The sequence below is a fragment of the Methylobacterium sp. 1030 genome (assembly GCF_040544715.1).
GTDB lineage: Bacteria > Pseudomonadota > Alphaproteobacteria > Rhizobiales > Beijerinckiaceae > Methylobacterium.
On record NZ_JBEPKM010000003.1, the window covers coordinates 196,814 to 217,275 of the forward strand.

General features: G+C 71.0%; 22 protein-coding genes. 10 read left to right on the forward strand and 12 right to left on the reverse strand.

What is annotated here, in order from left to right; genetic code table 11:
• Positions 1–71 precede the first annotated feature (71 nt).
• The 3 genes from ABIC30_RS05455 to ABIC30_RS05465 form a co-directional block, all read right to left on the reverse strand.
• Positions 72–2,459, reverse strand: coding sequence for an RNA degradosome polyphosphate kinase (locus ABIC30_RS05455; protein WP_020091806.1), 2,388 nt, complete (start codon positions 2,457–2,459; stop codon positions 72–74).
• 98 nt (positions 2,460–2,557) lie between these two features.
• A complete protein-coding gene (locus tag ABIC30_RS05460; protein WP_020091805.1) occupies positions 2,558–3,268 on the reverse strand; it encodes a P-loop NTPase family protein in 711 nt (236 codons plus the stop codon).
• A gap of 13 nt (positions 3,269–3,281) precedes the next feature.
• A complete protein-coding gene (locus ABIC30_RS05465; RefSeq protein ID WP_026604737.1) occupies positions 3,282–4,406 on the reverse strand; it encodes an AI-2E family transporter in 1,125 nt (374 codons plus the stop codon).
• Between the two features lie 143 nt (positions 4,407–4,549).
• On the opposite strand from ABIC30_RS05465, the gene purM reads away from it, so the two are divergent.
• The gene (gene purM / locus ABIC30_RS05470; protein WP_020091803.1) at positions 4,550–5,629 is read left to right on the forward strand and encodes a phosphoribosylformylglycinamidine cyclo-ligase; all 1,080 of its coding nucleotides are present in this window, start codon (positions 4,550–4,552) and stop codon (positions 5,627–5,629) included.
• Positions 5,629–6,279: a phosphoribosylglycinamide formyltransferase gene (purN, locus tag ABIC30_RS05475; RefSeq protein ID WP_020091802.1), complete on the forward strand. Its 651-nt coding sequence runs from the start codon at positions 5,629–5,631 to the stop codon at positions 6,277–6,279. The genes purM and purN overlap by 1 nt, the downstream gene beginning before the upstream one ends.
• A 141-nt stretch (positions 6,280–6,420) precedes the next feature.
• Here purN and ABIC30_RS05480 read toward each other — a convergent pair whose 3' ends face one another.
• Together ABIC30_RS05480 and ndk are read right to left on the reverse strand one after the other, a co-directional pair.
• Entirely contained in the window at positions 6,421–6,786 is a 366-nt protein-coding gene (locus tag ABIC30_RS05480) for a hypothetical protein (RefSeq protein WP_020091801.1), read from the reverse strand.
• Positions 6,787–6,959: 173 nt separating this feature from the next.
• Positions 6,960–7,382, reverse strand: coding sequence for a nucleoside-diphosphate kinase (ndk, locus tag ABIC30_RS05485; RefSeq protein ID WP_012317495.1), 423 nt, complete (start codon positions 7,380–7,382; stop codon positions 6,960–6,962).
• 268 nt (positions 7,383–7,650) lie between these two features.
• On the opposite strand from ndk, the gene ABIC30_RS05490 reads away from it, so the two are divergent.
• On the forward strand, positions 7,651–8,115 hold the full coding sequence (locus tag ABIC30_RS05490) for a DUF2147 domain-containing protein (protein WP_020091800.1): 465 nt from the start codon (positions 7,651–7,653) through the stop codon (positions 8,113–8,115).
• Between the two features lie 6 nt (positions 8,116–8,121).
• Here ABIC30_RS05490 and ABIC30_RS05495 read toward each other — a convergent pair whose 3' ends face one another.
• Positions 8,122–8,757: a glutathione S-transferase N-terminal domain-containing protein gene (locus ABIC30_RS05495; RefSeq protein ID WP_026604736.1), complete on the reverse strand. Its 636-nt coding sequence runs from the start codon at positions 8,755–8,757 to the stop codon at positions 8,122–8,124.
• 240 nt (positions 8,758–8,997) lie between these two features.
• On the opposite strand from ABIC30_RS05495, the gene ABIC30_RS05500 reads away from it, so the two are divergent.
• The 5 genes from ABIC30_RS05500 (at position 8,998) to ABIC30_RS05520 (ending at position 13,299) form a co-directional block, all read left to right on the forward strand.
• Positions 8,998–9,306 carry a hypothetical protein gene (locus tag ABIC30_RS05500; RefSeq protein ID WP_020091797.1) on the forward strand — a complete coding sequence of 103 codons (309 nt, stop codon included), beginning with the start codon at positions 8,998–9,000 and terminating at the stop codon, positions 9,304–9,306.
• Positions 9,307–9,432: 126 nt separating this feature from the next.
• On the forward strand, positions 9,433–11,493 hold the full coding sequence (locus ABIC30_RS05505; protein WP_331326446.1) for an FUSC family protein: 2,061 nt from the start codon (positions 9,433–9,435) through the stop codon (positions 11,491–11,493).
• A gap of 2 nt (positions 11,494–11,495) precedes the next feature.
• A complete protein-coding gene (locus tag ABIC30_RS05510; RefSeq protein WP_020091795.1) occupies positions 11,496–11,690 on the forward strand; it encodes a DUF1656 domain-containing protein in 195 nt (64 codons plus the stop codon).
• Positions 11,690–12,745: an efflux RND transporter periplasmic adaptor subunit gene (locus tag ABIC30_RS05515; protein WP_354454341.1), complete on the forward strand. Its 1,056-nt coding sequence runs from the start codon at positions 11,690–11,692 to the stop codon at positions 12,743–12,745. Before ABIC30_RS05510 ends, ABIC30_RS05515 begins: the two co-directional genes overlap by 1 nt.
• Positions 12,746–12,816: 71 nt before the next feature.
• The gene (locus tag ABIC30_RS05520) at positions 12,817–13,299 is read left to right on the forward strand and encodes a DUF3280 domain-containing protein (protein WP_331326447.1); all 483 of its coding nucleotides are present in this window, start codon (positions 12,817–12,819) and stop codon (positions 13,297–13,299) included.
• Positions 13,300–13,891: 592 nt separating this feature from the next.
• Here ABIC30_RS05520 and gatB read toward each other — a convergent pair.
• The 5 genes from gatB to ABIC30_RS05545 form a co-directional block, all read right to left on the reverse strand.
• Positions 13,892–15,364 carry an Asp-tRNA(Asn)/Glu-tRNA(Gln) amidotransferase subunit GatB gene (gene gatB / locus ABIC30_RS05525; protein WP_091978070.1) on the reverse strand — a complete coding sequence of 491 codons (1,473 nt, stop codon included), beginning with the start codon at positions 15,362–15,364 and terminating at the stop codon, positions 13,892–13,894.
• Positions 15,365–15,548: 184 nt separating this feature from the next.
• Entirely contained in the window at positions 15,549–15,848 is a 300-nt protein-coding gene (locus ABIC30_RS05530; protein WP_331326600.1) for a hypothetical protein, read from the reverse strand.
• Positions 15,845–17,323 (reverse strand): Asp-tRNA(Asn)/Glu-tRNA(Gln) amidotransferase subunit GatA, encoded by a 1,479-nt coding sequence (gene gatA / locus ABIC30_RS05535; RefSeq protein ID WP_020091790.1) that lies wholly within the window; start codon positions 17,321–17,323, stop codon positions 15,845–15,847. Before gatA ends, ABIC30_RS05530 begins: the two co-directional genes overlap by 4 nt.
• 78 nt (positions 17,324–17,401) lie before the next feature.
• The gene (gene gatC / locus ABIC30_RS05540; protein ID WP_020091789.1) at positions 17,402–17,689 is read right to left on the reverse strand and encodes an Asp-tRNA(Asn)/Glu-tRNA(Gln) amidotransferase subunit GatC; all 288 of its coding nucleotides are present in this window, start codon (positions 17,687–17,689) and stop codon (positions 17,402–17,404) included.
• A 169-nt stretch (positions 17,690–17,858) separates the two neighbouring features.
• Positions 17,859–17,999, reverse strand: coding sequence for a hypothetical protein (locus tag ABIC30_RS05545; protein WP_012317484.1), 141 nt, complete (start codon positions 17,997–17,999; stop codon positions 17,859–17,861).
• A gap of 172 nt (positions 18,000–18,171) precedes the next feature.
• Between ABIC30_RS05545 and ABIC30_RS05550 the strand changes: the two genes are divergently transcribed.
• Together ABIC30_RS05550 and ruvX are read left to right on the forward strand one after the other, a co-directional pair.
• The gene (locus ABIC30_RS05550; protein ID WP_331326448.1) at positions 18,172–18,741 is read left to right on the forward strand and encodes an SMI1/KNR4 family protein; all 570 of its coding nucleotides are present in this window, start codon (positions 18,172–18,174) and stop codon (positions 18,739–18,741) included.
• Positions 18,738–19,250 (forward strand): Holliday junction resolvase RuvX, encoded by a 513-nt coding sequence (gene ruvX / locus ABIC30_RS05555; protein WP_020091786.1) that lies wholly within the window; start codon positions 18,738–18,740, stop codon positions 19,248–19,250. Before ABIC30_RS05550 ends, ruvX begins: the two co-directional genes overlap by 4 nt.
• Here the strand turns inward: ruvX and dprA are convergent.
• The gene (gene dprA / locus ABIC30_RS05560; RefSeq protein ID WP_354454345.1) at positions 19,240–20,439 is read right to left on the reverse strand and encodes a DNA-processing protein DprA; all 1,200 of its coding nucleotides are present in this window, start codon (positions 20,437–20,439) and stop codon (positions 19,240–19,242) included. The genes ruvX and dprA overlap by 11 nt on opposite strands.
• Positions 20,440–20,462 lie beyond the last annotated feature (23 nt).

The following is a 20,462-nucleotide window of genomic DNA, read 5'->3' on the forward strand; positions in this document are numbered from 1 at the left end:
CCTTCATCAGCCCGGCGCGCCGCCGGCGCGCCGTGCGGGAGGTTTAGCCCAGCGACGCCGCGCAGCGAAACTCAGCTGCGTTGGGCGCGGCGGCTCAGCGCCCGCGGGCTCGACTTCTTCGAGGCCTTGCCGCGCCCCGAGAGGCTGGGATTGGTCATGAAATACTTGTGGGCGTTGAAGGGCTCCTCTCCCTCGGCGGGCTGGATCCGCTCGCAGCCGCCCGAGGCCAGGAGCCGCCAGCTCTGACGATTGTCGAGAAGGTTGGCCAGCATGATCTGGTCGAGCACCTGCTGATGCACCGTCGGGTTGGTGATCGGCAGCAGCGCCTCGACGCGGCGGTCGAGGTTCCGGCTCATCAGGTCGGCGGAGGAGATGTAGACCGTCGCCTTGGGGTGCGGCAGCCCGACGCCGTTGCCGAAGGCGTAGATTCGTCCGTGCTCCAGGAAGCGACCGACGATCGACTTCACCCGGATCGTCTCCGACAGGCCGGGGATGCCCGGGCGCAGGCAGCAGATGCCGCGGACCACGCAGTCGATCTGAACCCCGGCCGCCGAGGCGTCGTAGAGCGCATCGATGATCTGGCTGTCGACCAGGGAGTTGCACTTGATCCAGATCGCGGCCGGGCGCCCGGCCTTAGCGTGCGCGACCTCGGCCTCGATGTGCTCAAGGAGCTTGTTCTTGGCGGTCAGCGGCGAGACCGCCATGCGCTCCAGCTCGGCCGGCTCGGCGTAGCCGGTGATGAAATTGAAGATCCGCGACACGTCCCGCGCGATCGCGGGGTCCGCCGTGAAGAACGACAGGTCCGTGTAGATGCGCGCGGTGATCGGGTGGTAGTTGCCGGTGCCGACGTGACAGTAGGTGACGAGCTTGTCGCCCTCCCGCCGGACCACCAGCGACAGCTTGGCGTGGGTCTTCAGCTCGACGAAGCCGAACACCACCTGCGCGCCGGCCTTCTCGAGGTTGCGCGCCCAGCGGATATTGGCCTCCTCGTCGAAGCGCGCCTTCAGCTCCACGAGGGCGGTGACGGACTTGCCGAGTTCCGCGGCCTCGGCGAGGGCCGCCACGATCGGCGAGTTGGACGAGGTCCGGTAGAGCGTCTGCTTGATCGCGACCACGTTCGGGTCACGGGCGGCCTGCGCGAGGAACTGCACCACCGAATCGAAGGACTCGTACGGGTGGTGGACGATGAAGTCCTTCTGCCGGATCGCCGCGAAGACGTCGCCGCCGCTCTCGCGGATGCGCTCCGGGAAGCGGGGATTGTAGGGCTTGAACTTCAGGTCGGGACGGTCGATCCCAACGACCTGGGACAGCTCGTTCAGGGCCAGCATGCCCTCCACGAGGAAGATCGCGTCCGCGGCGATCTCCAGCTCGTCGGCGACGAAGCTGCGCAGATCCTCCGACATGCCCGCCTCGACCTCGAGACGGATCACGACGCCGCGCCGCCGCTGCTTCAGCGCCGTCTCGAAATGCAGGACGAGGTCCTCCGCCTCCTCCTCGATCTCCAGGTCGGAATCGCGGACCACGCGGAACGCGCCGCTGCCCTTGACGAGGTAGCCCGGGAAGAGCCGCCCGGTGAACATCCCGATCACCTGCTCGATGGTGATCAGACGGGCGGAAGTCTCGCTGTCGCTCACCGGCAGGCGCACGAAGCGGTCGATGACGCCAGGCAGCCGGATCAGCGCGCGCAGCAGCCGGCCGTCCTTCGGCCGCACCAGCATCAGCGCGATGGTGGTGCCGAGATTCGGGATGAACGGGAACGGGTGGGCCGGATCGATCGCCAGCGGCGTCAGGACCGGGAAGACGTGGTTGAGGAAGTACTCCTCCAGCCACGCCGCCTGCTCGGCCGTGAGGGCCGCGGGCTCGACGATGTCGATGTCGCTCGTGTGCAGCTCTGTGCGCAGTTCCCGCCAGCGGGCCTGCTGGTCGGCGGCGAGGCGCGACACCTCGGTGCCGATCCGGACGAGTTGCTCGGACGGCGACAGGCCGTCCTGCGACGGGACCGTGATCCCCGCCCGGACCTGATCGATGAGGCCGGCGACGCGGACCATGAAGAATTCGTCGAGGTTGTTGGCCGAGATCGACAGGAAGCGGAGGCGCTCCAGGAGCGGGTGGTTGGGGTTCGACGCCTCTTCCAGCACCCGCCGGTTGAACTGCAGCCAGGACAGCTCGCGATTCACGTACCGCTCCGGTGAGTGGCGCAGGGTTCGCCCGGCTTCCACCACCGGCTCGCGAGCCGCGCCGACCGGCGGCTCCGCGGGAGTCGCGGCCGCCGAGGCCGGCCACTCGTCGTTGGCGTCCGGAATGGCTTCCGCCGGAGCCGCCGCCTCCGCGACCGGATCGGCCTGCAGGCGCTTGGGCGCGACCGCCCGCCGCGTCGCCGGATTGGCCGTCGCGCGCCGACGGGGCTCGGGCGCCTCATCGGCGGCGTCGCGGTCCACGGGCTTCTGCGTCGATTCCATCCCGGATCCCTGTCTCTGCTCCTCGCGGCGGCGGAGCGTGTATCACCCTAGACCGGCGGCCTTCACGACAGTTTCGTGACGGCCACTGTATTCCTCCTTCAGGCGTTCGGGTCCGGCTCGTCCTCCAGCCCCATGCGGCGCAGGACGGCCAGCGCGAGCGGCCGGCTGATGCGGCGGCCGCGCCCGAGGGCGTCGCGGTCGAGCTCGGCGACGACGTCGCGGGCTCGGCCCAGCGACCGGTCGATCCGCAGGGCCAGCGCCTCGATGACGCCGAGATCGACCACCAGCTGCCGGTCCACGAACAGCTTGACCAGGACGGCACGCAGGAGCGCGTCGTCCGGCGCCTCGATGGCGATGCGCGGCGCGAGGCGAAGCCGCGAGCGCAGATCAGGCGTCGTGAGGCCGAGGGCGTCGATACCCGTGGCGCTGGTCAGCAGAACCGGGCAGCCTCGCTCGCGGGCGCGGTTGAGCAGGTGGAACAGCGCCGCCTCGTCGCGCCGCTCCGCCCGGTCGATGTCCTCCACGACCAGCGCCCCGTTGGAGACGAGGTGCTGGACCGCGTCGGCACCCAGCTCGGCGGCCGGGAGGGTCCAGGCGTGGGCCCGCTCGGCCCAGATCGCCGCGAGGTGGCTCTTGCCGCTGCCGGAGGGGCCGGTGAGGACCAAGACGCTGTCGGGCCAGTCCGGCCACGCCTCGATCAGCGCGTAGGCGGCCTCGTTGGCCGGTCCGACGAGGAAATCCTCGCGCCCGTAGCGGGGGTCGAGCGGCAGGTCGAAGGCCAGCTGCCGGGGTGGGGCGTTCTCGCGCATAGGCCGCTCAGGATCATCCCGCGCCCGCGGAGGTCAAGGCCGAAGCGTCCTTGCCCTCGTGCTCGATCAGGATCGGCTGCCCGGCGTGGTAGAGGCGGCTCTCCAGGTAGCGGGCCAGGGCGAAGCGGACCAGCACGCCGATCGAGGCCGCGATCGGGACGGCGAGCAGCAGCCCGACGAAGCCGAACAGCGTCCCGAAGGCGAGCAGGGCGAACATTAGCCAGACCGGGTGCAGCCCCGTGGAATCGCCGACGAGCTTCGGCGAGATGACGTTGCCCTCCAGGAACTGGCCGACGAGGAAGACGGCGACGGTCAGGCCGAGATGCAGCCAGTCTCCGGAGGGCCAGAACTGGACGAGCGCGACGCCCACGGAGAGCATGAAGCCGGTGAGCGTGCCGACGTAGGGGATGAAGGTCAGGAACCCGGCGATCAGGCCGATCAGCACGCCGAAGTTGAGGCCGACCAGCCACAGGCCGACGGCGTAGAAGCTGCCCAGGATGAGGCAGACCAGGGTCTGGCCGCGGACGTAGCCGGTGACCGCCCCGTCGATCTGACGCGCCAGCTCGCGCACCGTCGCCCGATGCCGGGGCGGCACCCAGCCGTCGATGGCGGCGACCATCCGGTCCCAGTCGACGAGGATGTAGAAGGCGACGACCGGCGTCACGACCAGCAGGGAGGCGATCGAGATCAGCGCTTGGCTGCCCGACCAGAGCGATTTCAGGAAGGCCAGGAGCCACGTGCCGGCCTGGGTGGCGAGCGTCCCCACGGAGGATTGCAGCTCGTTAAGGACGTTCGCGCCGCCGACGCGCTCGAGCAGGGTCCCGGACCGCTCGGCGATGATCGCCTGGAGCCGCGACACCATTCCGGGCAGCGCGTTGACGAGCGCCACGACCTGGTTGGCCGTGAGCGGGATCAGGATCAGCAGCGTCACGACGAGGACGACGACGAACAGCGCCAGGATCAGCAGGCTGGCCGCCAGACGCCCGAGGCCGAGCCGCTCCAGCCGGTCTGCCAGGGGGTCGAGGAGGTAGGCCAGCGTGATGCCGGCCACGAACGGCAGCATCACCTCCCGCAGGAGGTAGACGATCAATCCCAGGGCCACGACAGCGGCCAGCCCGATCACAGCCCGTGCGCGCACGATGACGCTCCCCCCAGCAGCACACCACGCCAGCGGGCAGAGTGGGTATGCGGAGCGCGCCGATCAAGGCGCCGCCGGCACGACTCGCGCGGCGCGCGGGAAGCCGCTAGAGCGGGGCCAGTATTCAGCGAGGTGGCGCGGGCATGACGGCCAAGGACGGCAACGAGCCGAAGACGGGGCTGACCTACGCGGCGGCGGGCGTCGATATCGATGCCGGCAACGCCATGGTCGAGACGATCAAGCCGCTGGTGCGCTCGACCCGGCGCCCGGGCGCCGACGCCGAGATCGGCGGGTTCGGCGGCCTGTTCGACCTGAAGGCCGCGGGCTTCCGCGACCCGATCCTGGTCGCCGCCAACGACGGCGTCGGCACCAAGGTCAAGATCGCCATCGAGACCGGACGCCACGACACGATCGGCATCGACCTCGTGGCGATGTGCGTGAACGACATCATCGTCCAGGGCGCCGAGCCGCTGTTCTTCCTCGACTACTACGCGACCGGCAAGCTGGTCCCCGGCGTCGGCGCCGACATCGTGCGCGGCATCGCCGAGGGCTGCCGGCAGGCCGGCTGCGCGCTGATCGGCGGCGAGACCGCCGAGATGCCGGGCCTCTACGACGGGTCCGACTACGACCTCGCGGGCTTCTCGGTCGGCGCCGCCGAGCGCGGCGCGCTTCTGCCGCGGCTTGGCATCCGGCCCGGAGACGTCGTGCTCGGCCTGCCCTCCTCCGGCGTCCATTCCAACGGCTTCTCGCTGGTCCGCCGGATCGTCGCGAAGACGGGTCTCGGCTGGGACGCGCCGGCCCCGTTCGCCCCGGGCCGCAGCCTCGGCGAGGCGCTGCTGGAGCCGACCCGGATCTACGTGAAGCCGCTGCTCGCGGCGCTGGGCGCCACCGACGGGATCCGGGCGCTCGCCCACATCACGGGCGGCGGCTTCCCCGACAACCTCCCCCGGGTCCTGCCGGACGAAGTCGGCATCGCCGTCGACCTCGATGCCGTGACCCCGCCGCCGGTCTTCGGCTGGCTCGCCCGCGAGGGCGGCGTCGCCGAGGCCGAGATGCTGCGGACCTTCAACTGCGGGATCGGCATGGTGGTGATCGCCGCCGCCGACGCGGTCGACGACGTCGACGAGGCCCTGACCCGGGCCGGCGAGACCCCGGTCCGCCTCGGACGGATCACGGCGCGCGGCCCCGAGCCGGTGACCTTCAGCGGCCGCCTCGCCCTGTGATGGCGTCCGCCCGCAAGACCCGCGTCGCGATCCTCATCTCGGGGCGCGGCTCGAACATGCTGGCGCTGCTGGAAGCCGCGAAGGATCCCGCCTTCCCGGCCGAGATCGTGCTGGTCCTGTCGAACCGCCCGGAGGCCGCCGGCCTCGCCCAAGCGGCCGAGGCCGGCATCCCGACGCAGGCCATCGATCACCGGGCCTTCGCCGACCGGGCCGGTTTCGACGCCGCCCTCGACGCGGCGCTGCGGGCGGCCGAGGTCGACCTCGTCTGCCTCGCGGGCTTCATGCGGATCCTGACGACCGACTTCGTTGCGTCCTGGGCCGGCCGGATGCTCAACATCCACCCGTCGCTCCTGCCCCTGTTCAAGGGCACCCACACGCACCGGCAGGCGCTGGACGCGGGCGTGCGCCTTCACGGCTGCACGGTCCACTTCGTGGTGCCGGAACTCGACGCCGGACCGATCGTCGCCCAGGTTGCGGTCCCGGTCCGCCAGGACGACGATCCCGACAGCCTCGCCGACCGCGTGATCGTGCAGGAGCGGCGGCTCTACCCCGCGGTGCTCGCCCTGGTGGCGGGCGGCCGCGCCCGTCTGGACGGCGATCGCGTCGTGATCGACGAGAGGGCGCCGGACGGCGCTCTGTTCAGCCTCTAGGCGGCGGTAGCACGGGCGTTTCCGTCCGCGCGAGCGGGGCGCCGCGATCCGGCCGCGCCACGCTCGCCATGTTCCGCCCCCGGGGCTGCTCCGCCGACGAAGACGGTGCGCGGACCCGGAGGCCTTCGAAGCTCTGGGCGCTCAGACCGGGCGCTGGAGCTTGCAGCTGTCCAGGGCCGAGAGCGCCTTAGCGCGGGCGGTGTCGTTGAAGTAGCCGGTGGTCCGGTAGGCCTCGATCTCGGAGGCGTCGAGGCTGCGCAGCGTCTGCCGCGCGTAGCAGCCGCAGGGACGCTCCAGGGAGGCCTCGCTGGCGCTGGTCATGCGGGCCTGGACCACCGTGCAGGCGTGGCGCACGCGGCCCTCGAGGTTGGTCTTGCTGGCGGTCTTGAGAGCGGGGTCCGGCTCGTACTGCTGGAACGGGGCCGAGGATCCGCCCGCGAGGGCGGCGGTCGCGCCGAGGGCGAACAGGCCGGTCGCGATCAGCAGGGGCAGGCGGCGCATCGTCATGGTCGGGGTCGTCCGGGGGCTGAGATTGGCTAAGCTCGGCCGTTGGACGCTCCCGGGCTCCGTCCCGTCAAGGACGACCCGGTCACACAGGGCGGCATTCCCGGCGCCGCCGGGTACGGGGCGCGCGAATGGCGGGTCGGTGTGCCCAACCCGCCACCGCGCGCCGCCTCGCCTCAGGCGGCGATGTCGGAATCCTTGAAGAACTGCGCGATCTCGAGCTTGGCGTTCTCGGCGCTGTCGGAGCCGTGGACGGTGTTCTCGCCGACGGACTCGGCGAACTTCTTGCGGATCGTGCCCTCGGCGGCCTGGGCCGGGTTCGTGGCACCCATCACCTCACGGTACTTGGCGACGGCGTTCTCGCCCTCGAGGACCTGAACCACCACCGGGCCGGAGGTCATGAAGGTCACGAGCTCGCCGAAGAACGGGCGCTCCTTGTGCACCTCGTAGAACTTCTCGGCCTGCTCCTTGGTCATGCGGATGCGGCGCTGGCCGACGATGCGCAGGCCGGCCTCCTCGATGACGGCGTTGACCGCGCCGGTCAGGTTCCGCCGCGTCGCGTCGGGCTTCAGGATCGAGAAGGTGCGCTCGGTGGCCATGGTGCGTCCGGTCTGTCTGTGGAAAAGATCTGCGGCGCGCCGGCGATCCGGACACGCCGCGGCAGCGAGAATTTCGCTTCGGCGCCGGGCTTATAGCGGGCGCCCCCCGGTGCCTCAAGCGGCCCGGCGCGCCCTGGCGGGGCAAGCGCGGCCGTGGCTCTGCCGCAACACCGCCGAAAAATCGCCCGATTGCGGCGGCTCAGTCGCGCACCAACCGACTTCGTCCACCCCTCGGGCGCCCGCGGCGCCCCAATCCCGGAGACGAACCATGCGACTCGCTCTCAGCGCCAGCCTGCTTCTCGCCGGCCTCACCGCCGCCTCCGCCGACACGGGCAAGGACCCGTCCGGCACCTGGCTCACCGGCGACGGCCGCGCCAAGATCCGGATCGACCGCTGCGGCCCCGGCCAGAAGCTGGTCTGCGGCAAGGTCGTCTGGCTCAAGACGCCGACCTTCGACAACGGCGCCCCGCGCACCGACCTCAAGAATCCCGACCCGAAGAAGCGCGCCCGTCCGGTAATCGGTCTCCAGCTGATCGAAGGTCTGAAGCCGGACGACGCGAAGTTCACCGGCGAGCTCTACAATATCGAGGAAGGCAAGATCTACACGGTCAGCCTCGAGCGGGAGAGCGAGGCCGAGCTCAACGTGTCGGGCTGCATGCTCAAGATCCTGTGCGGGTCGCAGACCTGGACGCGCGTGCCGGACGTGAACCAGCAGGCCGCCAACAAGAACTGAGCTTCGTCAGATCGCCGCGAGGCCGCGCTGCACTGCCGGCCTCGCCAGGATGCTCTCGAGCCACCGGGCGACGTTCGGGAGGGTGTCGATGTCGACACCCTGCTTGAAGTTGAGCTTCGCCCAAGTGAACGTCGCGATGTCGGCGACGGAGTAGTCCTCGGCCAGGAAGGCGCGCCCCTCGAGGCGCCGCTCCAGCACGCCGTAGAGGCGCTTGGCCTCGGCGGTGAATCGGTCGATCGCGTAAGGCAGCTTCTCGGGCGCATAGATCTTGAAGTGGTGCGTCTGCCCGAGCATCGGCCCGAAGCCCGCCACCTGCCAGAACAGCCATTCGTCGACCGCCACGCGGGCGCGCTCGTCGGTCGGGTAGAACTGCCCGGTCTTCCGGCCGAGATACTGCAGGATCGCGCCTGATTCGAAGACCGAGATCGGCAGTCCGCCCGGACCGTCCGGATCGACGATGGCCGGGATCTTGTTGTTGGGCGAGATCGCCAGGAAGTCGGGCGCGAACTGCTCGTTCTTCGCGATGTCCACGGGAACGATGCGATAGGGGAGCCCGCACTCCTCCAGCATGATCGGGATCTTCCAGCCGTTCGGCGTACTCCATGTGTGGACGTCGATCGGCCGCCCGGACACCGCTGCCATGCTCTGCCTGCTCCTGGACCCGATCGTCGGCGGCGCGGTGGTCCTCCGCCGTTTCCGAATTGCCCCGGCAGTGAAGACGATTTCCCGGCCGCGCTCAAGGGCACCGCGCCCGTAGACGCGGTCGCACGGCGAAGCTGCGCCGGGGCTGGCGGCGGCGGCGCGGCCGGGCTTGCCGGCGCCGCAGGAGAGCGGCGAGATTGCGGCTCGGGCGCCGGAACGGCGCCCGAGGGGGAACATCCGATGATCGATCGTCTCGTCAGGATCGCGGTCCTGTCCGCGCCGCTGCTCGCCGCCTGCCCGGCTCTCGCCAAGGAGCCACCTGCCAAGGAATCACCCGCTAAGGAAGCACCCACGAAGGCGCCGCCCGCCGCCGAGGCGCCGGCCGCCAGGGCGCCGAGCGCGGGCCAGTCCGCCGCCCGCGATCGCCAGAAGACCTGCGGCACCGAGTGGCGCGCCCTGACCGACGCGCAGAAGGCGGCGCAGGGACCGAAATGGCCGCAGTACTGGAGCAAGTGCAACAAGCGCCTGAAAGGTGGCGACAAGGCCTGATCGGCTAGAACCGCGGGGCGTTCCGTTCGTTCGAACATCCGCGGCGGGTTGGCAGGAGGCACGAGGCGATGACGGACCCTTCTCCGTCCGGTCGGGCGGTGGACAGCGCGCCGCGCGGGGTCCGGCATGGCTGAGGCCCCCGCCGGCTCCGTCGCAGATCGCCGCCCCGAACCGCTCGGCGACCGCGTCCTGGCGTTCCTCGATGCCTGGGTGCCGAAGCCGGCCGCCTGGGCCTTCGCGCTGCGGATCTGGATCGCCATGATGCTGGCGCTGGCCGCCGCATTCTGGCTCCAGCTCGACAGCGCCTCGTCCGCCGCCACCTGCGTGGCGATCCTCGCCCAGCCCAAGCGGGGGCAGGCGATCTCGAAGGCGGTCTACCGCCTGCTCGGCACGCTCGTCGGCGCGGCGGTGGCGCTCGTCTTCATGGCGCTCTTCGGCCAGGACCGGGTGCTGCTGCTCCTCAGCTTCACCGTCTGGCTCGGCCTCTGCGTCTTCGTCGCCCAGTTTCTGCAGGACACGCGGGCCTACGGCGCGATGCTGTCCGGCTACACTGTGGCGATCATCGCGCTCGGCCAGATCGACGATCCGCAGGGGACCTTCGACGCCGCCGTGTCCCGCGTCGCCGCGATCGTGCTCGGCATCGTCGTGATCACCTTCATCAACGACGCCCTCGCCTCGCCGAGCACGTGGCGGGCGCTGCTGCCGCAGCTGCGCGCGGCCTGGGACCAGACGCGCGGCTACGCCCGCGAGACTCTGGCGTCGGGGGATCTCGGCGCCCCGCGCACCGCCGCGCTGATCCGCGCCATCGCGCCGATGCGGGCCGATGCCAGCGCCATCGCGGGCGAGCTGGACGACGGCCGGTACCGCGCGGCCGGCGCGCGCAGCTGCATCGCCGCGCTCTACGTGATGGCGGCGTCGATCCGCGGCCTCGGGGCCGCGGCCGCGTCCCTGCGCGATCCGAGCCCGGCCGTCGCGGAGGCGATGGCGATCTGCCGGCGGGTGGCCGACGCGCCCGATCCCGACGCCCTGGACCGCGACGACGAGCGCCTGCGCGACCTGGTCGACGCGGCCATCCGCGACGCGACCCGTCCCCTCGACGAGGTCGTTGTGCTCCAGCGCGCCCTCGACTTCGTCTGCGCCGCGACCTTCGCGCAGGACGGCATCCGCGCCGTGGCCGACGGCCACAGGCCCCTGCGCGACGCCGAACTGCCGACCCACCGCGACTTCCCCGTCGCCCTCCGCGGCGCCCTGCGGGTGGCCCTGAGTTTCGCGGTCACCGCCGCCACCTTCGCGGCGCTCGGCCTGCCCCAGGCCTCGTTCGCACTGGTCCAGGTGGCCGCCACCGCGGCACTGTCGTCGATGACGCCGGACCCGAAGAAGTTCGCGAACGGCGTCGTCGTCGGCATGACGCTGGCCGCCGCCCTGGCGGGCATCGCACGGTTCGCGCTCCTCAACGGCGTCCAGGGCTTCCCGATGCTGGCGCTCGTGATGGCGCCCGTGACCTTTCTGGGCTGCTTCCTCTCGCTGAACCCGAAGACCTTCGGGGTCGGCTTCATCCTGATCGTGTTCTTCCCCGTCCTGCTGGGGCCCTCGAACCCGCAGACTTACGACGCCCTGAGCTTCCTGCTGAACGCGTTCCTCGTCGTCGTGGCGGCCGTGATCCTGTCGATCATCGTCCGCCTCATCCTGCCGATCTCGCCGGCCCAGCAGCGGGTCTTCGCCCTCGGTTCGGCGCGGCGGGCGCTCGCCGACGCCCTCGTCGGCCAGGGCGGCGACGCCACCACCCGCACGAGCCTGAATGCCGACCGGCTGTTCCAGTTCGCCGCCTACAGCTCGGGGAGCGCGGCGGTGCGGCAAGCGAACCTGCACCACGCCTTCGCCCTCGCCCGCCTGGAGGCCGCCGCCGCCCGGGCCCACGCGGAACTGCGCCGCCTCTGGTCGGTCGGAGCCCTGCGCGGCGCGATCCCGCGGGCGCGGGACGCCCTCGCGGCAGGCGACGATCGCGGGCTCGAGATGGCGGCGCGCGACCTGATCCGCGCTGCCTCCAGCCAGGACCGGGCGGTGCGGCTCACGACGGCCCGTGCCGCCAGCGACCTCGTCACCGCGTCGCGAACCATCGCCCGCCACAGGCGATTCCTCCAACGCCTCGACATCGCGCTATTCTCATTGCCGCTTCTTCCGGGGTAACCATGCACGAGGACATCCATGTCGGCGGGGTGCTGGTCACGGCCTTCGTCGCTTACGCGCTCGCCGCGTTCGTGATCCTGGTCGTCCTTCGCCTCGTCTTCGCCCGCATCCGCTTCAGCCGCTACGTCGCCAACGCCCCGCTCGCCGAAGCCGGCCTCTACGTCTGTGTCCTCGCTCTCCTGATCGCGTTCATCTGATGCCCGACACGACCGCCGACAAGGACGATCCGAAGTCCGCCGCCCGCGACGGCGCGCCCGGGCGGAGCGACCCGCTGCCCGCAGTGCCGCGCCGGGGCCGGGCCGCCAAGGTGTTCCGCCTCGCGGCCACCGGCGTGATCCTGCTCGCGGCGATCCTGGCGGGAGCCTTCGTGTGGGAATTCTACGTGGCGGCGCCCTGGACGCGCGACGGCACGGTCCGGGTCCAGGTCGCCAACATCGCCCCGCAGGTCGCCGGTCAGATCGTCGAGGTCCGGGTCCAGGACAACCAGAACGTCCGCAAGGGCGACGTCCTCTACGTCATCGACCCGGTCGATTTCGAGGTCGCCGTCACCTCGGCGGATGCCGAGGTCAAGAATCGCGAGGCCGATCTGCAGGTGAAGAACGCCGAGTCGGCCCGGCGCCAAGCGCTCTCGACCGTGTCGACCTCGATCGAGGAGAAGCAGCGCTTCGCAGGCGCCGCGAAGATCGCCGAGGCGTCGCTGGAGAGCGCGCAGGCGCAGCTGCGGCAGGCCAAGGTGAATCTGGAGCGCACCCAGGTGAGGTCGACCGTCAACGGACGGGTGACCAACCTGCTGATGCGGGTCGGCGACTACGCCCGGACCGGCACCTCGAACATCAACGTGGTCGACACAGACTCCTTCTGGATCGACGGCTATTTCGAGGAGACCAAGATGTCCAACATCCGCGTCGGCGACCCCGCCGACGTGAAGCTGATGGGCTTCGATCCGCACCTGACCGGCACGGTCCACAGCATCACGCTCGGCATCTCCACGGCGAACGCCGCCGCCAGCACGCAGGGGCTGCCGGACGTCAACCCCGTCTACACCTGGGTGCGCCTCGCCCAGCGGGTGCCGGTCCGCATCCGCATCGACCGCGTCCCGGCGGGCGTCCCGCTCATCGCCGGCATGACCGCGACGGTGTTCGTCAACGGCGGCCGCGGCCCGGCACCGAGCTGGTTCATGGACCTGCGCGACCGCGTCTCCGGCCTGGCAAAGCCGGCGGCCAGCCCCACCCGGGAGGCCGACCGGCGCTGAATCGCCGCGCGGACGCGACCCGGTTGGCGGGGGCGCGGTTTCCCGGACACGCATCCGCGCCGGAGATCACGATGAACCGACTGCTCGCACTCGCCACCGTCCTGCTGACCGCGGGACCGGCCGCGGCCGCGCCCCTGCGGGCCGCGGTATTCGATTTCCAGTTCTCGAACCTATCGCCGGTGCCGGGTGACGCCGCCGACACCGCGCGGCTGAAGCGGGTCAGCGCCGAACTGCGCGACCTCCTCCAGAAGAAGGGCCTGTTCGTCGTGGTCTCGACCGAGCCGATGCGGGACGTGGTCACCAGAAGTGCCGACCTGCGCCGCTGCAATGGCTGCGCGGATGACTTCGCCCGCAAGCTCGGCGCGGATGTCGCGATCACCGGCGAGGTGCAGAAAGTCTCGAACCTGATCCTCAACCTCAATGTCTACGTGAAGTCCCTCACCGGCGACGCGCCCGAGAAGGCCTACAGCGTCGACCTGCGCGGCGACACGGATGAGTCCTTCGACCGCGGCATCCGCTTTCTGGTCGAGAACAATATGGGCGCCGGCAAGTAGCTTGCGGGCCAATCAATATTTCGCAGCGCCACGGGATCGATCCAAGTGATTGAGCTCTCACGCGCTGCGGTGCGGCGGCGGGGGCAAGTGGATCGAAAAAGCCTTTTGCCGAGAAAATAGCTATTGACCGACTTGGAGGACGGGCGCAGTCTCCATCTGTGCTTAGCCAGAGCGGGCACGGACCGGCACGAAATCTCGACGCGATCAGGTTTCGCAGCGGTGTCGGTCGTCGGAAGCTGGAGGAGACAGGGATGACTCCACCGCAGCGGAATGCCGCCTAGACGGTTCAGGGACAGGTTCGGCCCGAGACCTAGCGGCACAACACGAACAGCCGGACGGACGCGGCTCCAGGGGCGCAGAAGCGGCCACGCATGGCACGCCTTCGAATGCGCGAAAGGCCCCACTTCGAGCCGTTCCGCCGCGGTTTCTCTTCGAGGATCTGTTCGTGGCCCACCTGCCCGGCATCGCCGCGGCGGGATCTCGTCGTGGCTTTGGCGAGCATGGGACTAGCCGGCGACGTCGAAGCGACGGCCATCCGATCCCAGCACTCATCCCGAGGCCGGGCGCGGACTGGCCGCTCGCCGCGGAAGGCTCACTCGATCCCGAGCTTCGCCTTGAGCAGCGCGTTCACCGCCGCGGGGTTCGCCTTGCCGCCGGTGGCCTTCATGGTCTGGCCGACGAACCAGCCGAGCAGGGTCGGCTTCTCTTTGGCCTGGGCGACCTTGTCGGGATTCGCCGCGATGATCTGGTCCACCGCCGCCTCGATGGCGCCCGTGTCGGTCACCTGCTTCATGCCGCGGCTCTCGACGACGGCGCGCGGGTCGCCGCCCTCGGTCCAGACGATCTCGAACAGGTCCTTGGCGATCTTGCCGGAGATGACGCCCTCGCCGATCAGGTCGATGATCGCGCCGAGCTGGTCCGCCGAGACCGGGGTCGCGTCGATGGACAGCCCCTCCTTGTTGAGGCGCCCGAACAGCTCGTTGATCACCCAGTTGGCCGCGGCCTTGCCGTCCCGGCCCTTCGCCACCGCCTCGTAATAGTCCGCGGAGGCGCGCTCGGCGACCAGCACGCCGGCATCGTAGGGCGAGAGGCCGAACGCCGAGACGAACCGCGCCTTCTTGGCGTCCGGCAGCTCGGGCAGCCCCTCGGCCAGGGCGTCGACGTAGGCCTGGTCGAATTCCAGCGGCAGCAGGTCCGGATCGGGGAAGTAGCGGTAGTCGTGCGCCTCTTCCTTCGAGCGCATCGAGCGCGTCTCGCCCTTGGTCGGGTCGAATAGGCGCGTCTCCTGGTCGATCTTGCCGCCGTCCTCGAGGATGGCGATCTGGCGCCGCGCCTCCGTCTCGATCGCCTGCCCGATGAAGCGGATCGAGTTGACGTTCTTGATCTCGCAGCGGGTGCCCAGCGGCTCGCCGGGGCGGCGCACCGAGACGTTCACGTCGGCGCGGAGCGAGCCCTTCTCCATGTCGCCGTCGCAGGTGCCGAGGTAGCGCAGGATCGTGCGCAGCTTGGTCACGTAGGCCTTCGCCTCCTCGGACGATCGCAGGTCGGGCCGGGAAACGATCTCCATCAGCGCCACGCCCGACCGGTTGAGGTCGACGAAGCTCCGGGTCGGATCCTGGTCGTGCAGCGACTTGCCCGCATCCTGCTCGAGGTGCAGGCGCTCGATGCCCACTGTGATCGAGGCGCCGTCGGCCAGATCCACCAGGACCTCGCCCTCGCCGACGATCGGGTCCTTGTACTGCGAGATCTGGTAGCCCTGCGGCAGGTCCGGATAGAAGTAGTTCTTCCGGTCAAACACGGAGCGCAGGTTGATCTTGGCCTTCAGGCCGAGGCCGGTGCGCACCGCCTGGGCGACGCACTCGGCGTTGATCACCGGCAGCATCCCGGGCATCGCGGCGTCGACCAGCGAGACGTGGTCGTTCGGCTCGGCCCCGAACTCCGTCGAGGCGCCGGAGAACAGCTTCGCCCGGCTGGACACCTGGGCGTGGATCTCCATGCCGACGATCACCTCCCAATCGTGGAGGCCGCCCTTGATCAGCTTCTTGGGGTCGACGGGTGCGTTCATGGTCGGTCCGAAAGGCGGCTGGCGTTCGAGGCGTCGCCGTCTTCGCGAGCGCAGCGAAGCGATCCAGGGAAGCGCGAGGCTTCCAGGCGTTGCACCGCCGGATCGCTTCGCTGCGCTCGCAGAGACGGCGGAGGCGCCGCATGCGTCGAGCGAGAGATTTTCTAGGAGGCCCCTGCCCGCAGGGTCAAGCGCGGCGTCCGACCGCCTGCCGGGCGGCGTAGCCCACGACGGCCCAGAGCAGGGCCGCGACGGCGCGGACCGGGAAGAAGGTCGGGCCGTCGCGGGTGATCGGCGCCGGCCACGGGATTCCCGCTGCGCTGACCGCGTAGGAGAACAGCACCGAGAAGCCGAGCGCCGCGATCGCCGCGATGAAGACCTTGCCGAACTGGCTGGCGGTCCAGCCGAGATAGACCGCCACCACGATCAGCGCCGGATCGAACGCGGCCCAGATCCAGACCGTCCAGGGATAGTACGGGACGGTCATGACCACCACGGCTCGGGTAGGACGGTGCGACCGGCCGCGTCCTCGATCACCTGCGCGACCGCGAACAGCGTCTCCTCGTCGAAGGGCCGGCCGATGAGCTGGAGGCCCAGCGGGAGGCCCTGGCCGTCGAGCCCCGCCGGCACGGCGATGCCCGGCAGTCCGGCCATGTTCACCGTCACGGTGAACACGTCGTTGAGGTACATCTCCACCGGGTCGGCCGAGGCCTTTTCGCCGATGCCGAAGGCGGCCGACGGCGTCGCCGGCGTCAGGATCGCGTCGACCCCGGCCGCGTAGGCGGCCTCGAAGTCGCGCTTGATCAGCGTGCGGATCTTCTGCGCGCGGACGTAGTAGGCGTCGTAGTATCCGGCCGAGAGCACGTAGGTGCCGATCATGATCCGGCGCTTCACCTCGCGGCCGAAGCCGGCGGCGCGGGTGTTCTCGTACATCCCGGCGATGTCCTTGCCGGGCACGCGCAGGCCGTAGCGGACGCCGTCGTAGCGCGCGAGGTTCGAGGAGGCCTCGGCCGGGGCCACGATGTAGTAGGCTGGCAGCGCGTAGGCGGTGTGCGGCAGCGAGATCTCCCGGATCGTCGCGCCGGCGGCCTTGAGCCACGCCGCGCCCTCGTCCCAGAGCTTCTGGATTTCCGCGGGCATCCCGTCGACCCGGTACTCCTTCGGGATGCCGATGGTCAGGCCCTTCACGCCGCGCGACACGGCGGCCTCGAAATCTGGCACCGCGAGGTCGGCGCAGGTCGTGTCCCGGGCGTCGGCGCCCGCCATGGAGCCGAGCAGGATGGCGCAGTCGCGCACCGTCCGGGCGATCGGGCCGGCCTGGTCGAGGGAGGAGGCGAAGGCCACCGTGCCCCAGCGCGAGCAGCGCCCGTAGGTCGGCTTGATCCCCACCGTGCCGGTGAAGGCGGCGGGCTGCCGGATGGAGCCGCCGGTATCGGTCGCAGTGGCGCCGAGGCAGAGGCGCGCGGCGACCGCCGCGGCGGAGCCGCCCGACGAGCCGCCGGGCACGATCGGCGCGTCCGATCCGGCGCGCCGCCAGGGCGAGACCACGTTGCCGTAGGCGCTGGTCTCGTTCGACGAGCCCATGGCGAACTCGTCGAGGTTCAGCTTGCCGAGCATCACGGCGCCGTCGCGCCACAGATTGGCCGACACGGCCGATTCGTAGTGCGGCTCGAAGGTCTCGAGGATCTTGGAGCCCGCCGTAGTCGTCACGCCGTGCGTGCAGAACAGGTCCTTGATGCCGAGGGGAATGCCCTCGAGTGGCCGCGCCTCGCCGGACGCGATCTTCTGGTCCGAGGCCTCGGCCATCGCCAGGGCGCGGTCCGGGGTCTCCCGGATATACGCGTTCAGGACGCGGGCCTTGGCCATGGCGTCCAGATGGGCCTGGGTCAGCTCGCGGGCCGAGATCCGCTTCGCCTTCAGGGCGTCGCGCGCTTCGGCCAGGGTAAGTTCGTTCGGATCCACGCTGTTCACGTCCCCGCGCGCGCCGCCGCGCGCCTGCCCGCCAGAAATCCGGTCCGCAAGGTTTGGGCCGTCCTCGGCCTACTCGACCACCTTCGGGACCAGGAAGTAATTGTCCTCGGTCTCGGGTGCGTTGGCGACGACGTCGGCGGCGCGGCCGCCCTCCGTGACGACGTCCTCGCGCTTCTTCATCGCCATCGGCGTCACCGAGGTCATCGGTTCGACGCCCGCGACGTCGACCGTGCCGAGCTGCTCGACGAAGGACAGGATGGCGTTCAGCTCGCCCTGCAGGGGCCCGACTTCGTCGTCGGTGACCGCGATCCGCGCCAGATGCGCGATGCGCCGAACCGTCTTCTCGTCGACCGACATGCCGTCCCGTTCGTCCCTGCCCGGGAGCGCTCTCCCGAAGTCGGTCGCGCTATAGCATCGGCGCTCGACGCACCGCAACGCGGGTGGGCTATGCCGCGCCGCCCGCAGGGCGGCCGGCCGCGCGGGACCCGGCTGACCGCGCGCTCGGCGCGGGCGGGGGACGGGCGGATCAGGTCACGACGTGGTGGGGTGTCACCGACATCTCGATGGTGATTCCCGGTTGCCGGACCGGCTGGATCATGGCTTGGGTGAAGCCCGCGACCAGCACCTCGAAGGCGAGGAGCAGCATCCAGCGGTGCTTGCGCGGCATCGCCCGCCGGCGGCCGGACGGAGCGGAAGAGGAGAGCTGGCCGTTCGTCGACAAGGCGGACCCCTACAGCGTGGTTTAACGGAACATTAACCTACCTAGACGCGAACGGCTCCGCGCGCACCGGGGGCGATCTGCGGAGGAACCGAAGTCTGTGGACGGTGGAGCGGGAGCGATGTGGGAGACGGTCTTCGAGGAGCTCGCGCCGGGCTTCGTGCCGGATGAGGCGGCCCTCGACCATGCGGCGGAAGCGCTGGGCTTCGCCCTGCCGGCCTCCTACCGCGACTTTTGCCGGACCTGCGGCGTTGGCCTCGCGGGCGGGCAGTTCCGCGTCGCCGTGCCGGCACCGTTCGAGGCCTGCGATCTGGTGAGCCAAGCGGCCCTCATCGCCCACAGCGTCGGCGCCGCGGTCGCCATGCTGGAGGACGGGGCGGAGCCGCACCGCTTCGACGTCGATGGCGGCGACGCCGGCGTCGTCGAGCGCGCCTGCTTCTTCGGCGCGGGCGAGGACGGCAGCTTCCTGTTCTGGGACGTCACCGGGACCGACGGCGAGTACGACGTCTGGCTGCTGGCGCCTGACCTGGAGACGGTGCGGTTCGGCGGCGAGAGCCTCGACGACTTCTTCACCCGGGTCACGGCGCCGTCCGCGGCCCTGGTCCTGGGACCGGGCTCGGAGCCCCTCCCCGCCCGGTTCGAGGGCGTCACCGAGGCCCTTCTGGCGCGCGCCGCGCGGGCGGAACCATGAATTTCGACGCGATTCGCGCCTTCGCGGCCGAGTCTCGCGGCGGCGCCCGCCTGATCGGCATCGATCTCGGCACCAAGACGATCGGCCTCGCCCTGTCGGATCTCGGCCGCCAGATCGCGACGCCGCTGGAGACGATCCGCAGGGTGAAGTTCACCCCCGACGCGCAGCGGCTCGCCGCCCTGTGCCGGCAGCACGCGGTCGGCGGCCTCGTCGTCGGGCTGCCGCTCAACATGGACGGGAGCGAAGGGCCGCGGGTGCAGTCGACCCGCGCCTTCATGCGCAACCTCGCGCCGATCCTCCCCCTGCCCCACGTCTTCTTCGACGAACGCCTCTCGACCGCCGTGGTCACCCGCGCGCTGATCGAGGCCGACGCCTCGCGGGCGCGGCGCGGCGAACTCGTGGACAAGCTCGCCGCCGCCTACATCCTCCAGGGCTGCCTCGACGTCATGCGCAACCTCGCGGACGCCGATGCGGACGACGATCCCGAAGAGGACTCCCTCAGCGGCTGACCAGCGAGACGGTGCCGCTGCCGTGGCGCTCGATCCGTCCGTCGAGCTCCAGTTCCAGCAGCACGCTCTGCACGGTCCGGGCACTGACCCCGGCGCTCCGCGCCAGCTCATCGGTGCCGACCGGGCTCGGGCCGAGCAGGGCCACGATCCGCGCCCGGTCGTCCTCGGCCTCGGGCGGCTCGTCGCGCGCGGGATTGTCGGCGGACGCGCCGTCGGCTCGCTCCGGTCCCGGGTCGAGAGCCGCGTCGAGCGCGATCTCGTCCCAGAAATCCGGCTGCTCGGCCAGGTCCGGCCGCCCGCGCGCCGGGGCCGCCTCGGCGTCCGGGCCGCGCTCGATGATCGGTCCCAGCACCTCCAGCACGTGGTCCACCTCGGAGACCAGGGTGGCGCCCTGGCGGATCAGGTCGTTGGTGCCCTCGGCGCGCGGGTCGAGCGGCGAGCCGGGAACCGCGAAGACCTCCCGGTTCTGCTCCAGGGCGTAGCGCGCCGTGATCAGCGAGCCGGAGCGGCGCGCGGCCTCCACCACCACCGTCCCGTAGGACAGCCCGGAGATGATCCGGTTGCGCCTCGGGAAGTCCCGCCCCCGGGGCTCCCAGCCCATCGGCATCTCCGCGAGGACCGCGCCGCCCTCCGCCAGGATGGCCTCGACCAGGGTCGCGTGGCTCGCCGGGTAGATCCGGTCCTGGCCGCCGGCCATGACGGCGATCGTGCCGGTCCGGAGGCTCGCCCTGTGGGCGCGCGCGTCGATGCCGCGGGCGAGGCCCGATATCACCGTGAGGCCTGCCTCGCCGAGCCCGCGGGCGAGCCGCTCCGTGAAGGCGAGCCCCGCCGACGATGCGTTCCGCGAGCCGACGAGGGCGGCGGCGGGCCGATTGAGGATCGGTGCGCCGCGCAGGGCCAGAAGCGGTGGCGCCGCGTCGACCTGTGTGAGGAGCCGCGGGTATTCCGCCTCGCCGGTGGCGATCAGCCGGCTGCCGAGGCGGGTCAGGGCCGCCAGCTCGGCCTCGGCCTCAGCGCGGGTTGGTGGCACGATCCGCCGCCCCTGGCGGCCGGTGAGCTCCGGCAGTGCGTCGAGTGCGGCAGCCGCGCCGCCGAAACGGTTCACGAGCCTCCGGAAGGTGCGGGGGCCGACGCCCTCGGTCCGGATCAGCCGCAGCCAGTCGAGCCGCTGGGCCTCGGTGAGCTGCATCCACCACCCCCACACCTGCCCGA

Bases quoted from the DNA above. Each gene is read 5' to 3' on its own strand.
- ABIC30_RS05510 (WP_020091795.1), top strand. From the start codon at position 11,496: ATGCACGAGGACATCCATGTCGGCGGGGTGCTGGTCACGGCCTTCGTC.
- gatB (WP_091978070.1), bottom strand. From the start codon at position 15,364: ATGAACGCACCCGTCGACCCCAAGAAGCTGATCAAGGGCGGCCTCCAC.
- dprA (WP_354454345.1), bottom strand. From the start codon at position 20,439: ATGCAGCTCACCGAGGCCCAGCGGCTCGACTGGCTGCGGCTGATCCGG.
- ABIC30_RS05505 (WP_331326446.1), top strand. From the start codon at position 9,433: ATGGCTGAGGCCCCCGCCGGCTCCGTCGCAGATCGCCGCCCCGAACCG.
- gatC (WP_020091789.1), bottom strand. From the start codon at position 17,689: ATGTCGGTCGACGAGAAGACGGTTCGGCGCATCGCGCATCTGGCGCGG.
- purN (WP_020091802.1), top strand. From the start codon at position 5,629: ATGGCGTCCGCCCGCAAGACCCGCGTCGCGATCCTCATCTCGGGGCGC.
- ABIC30_RS05515 (WP_354454341.1), top strand. From the start codon at position 11,690: ATGCCCGACACGACCGCCGACAAGGACGATCCGAAGTCCGCCGCCCGC.
- ndk (WP_012317495.1), bottom strand. From the start codon at position 7,382: ATGGCCACCGAGCGCACCTTCTCGATCCTGAAGCCCGACGCGACGCGG.
- purM (WP_020091803.1), top strand. From the start codon at position 4,550: ATGACGGCCAAGGACGGCAACGAGCCGAAGACGGGGCTGACCTACGCG.
- ABIC30_RS05455 (WP_020091806.1), bottom strand. From the start codon at position 2,459: ATGGAATCGACGCAGAAGCCCGTGGACCGCGACGCCGCCGATGAGGCG.
- ABIC30_RS05500 (WP_020091797.1), top strand. From the start codon at position 8,998: ATGATCGATCGTCTCGTCAGGATCGCGGTCCTGTCCGCGCCGCTGCTC.
- ABIC30_RS05520 (WP_331326447.1), top strand. From the start codon at position 12,817: ATGAACCGACTGCTCGCACTCGCCACCGTCCTGCTGACCGCGGGACCG.
- ABIC30_RS05460 (WP_020091805.1), bottom strand. From the start codon at position 3,268: ATGCGCGAGAACGCCCCACCCCGGCAGCTGGCCTTCGACCTGCCGCTC.
- ABIC30_RS05545 (WP_012317484.1), bottom strand. From the start codon at position 17,999: ATGCCGCGCAAGCACCGCTGGATGCTGCTCCTCGCCTTCGAGGTGCTG.
- ABIC30_RS05490 (WP_020091800.1), top strand. From the start codon at position 7,651: ATGCGACTCGCTCTCAGCGCCAGCCTGCTTCTCGCCGGCCTCACCGCC.
- ABIC30_RS05550 (WP_331326448.1), top strand. From the start codon at position 18,172: ATGTGGGAGACGGTCTTCGAGGAGCTCGCGCCGGGCTTCGTGCCGGAT.
- ABIC30_RS05530 (WP_331326600.1), bottom strand. From the start codon at position 15,848: ATGACCGTCCCGTACTATCCCTGGACGGTCTGGATCTGGGCCGCGTTC.
- ruvX (WP_020091786.1), top strand. From the start codon at position 18,738: ATGAATTTCGACGCGATTCGCGCCTTCGCGGCCGAGTCTCGCGGCGGC.
- ABIC30_RS05495 (WP_026604736.1), bottom strand. From the start codon at position 8,757: ATGGCAGCGGTGTCCGGGCGGCCGATCGACGTCCACACATGGAGTACG.
- ABIC30_RS05480 (WP_020091801.1), bottom strand. From the start codon at position 6,786: ATGACGATGCGCCGCCTGCCCCTGCTGATCGCGACCGGCCTGTTCGCC.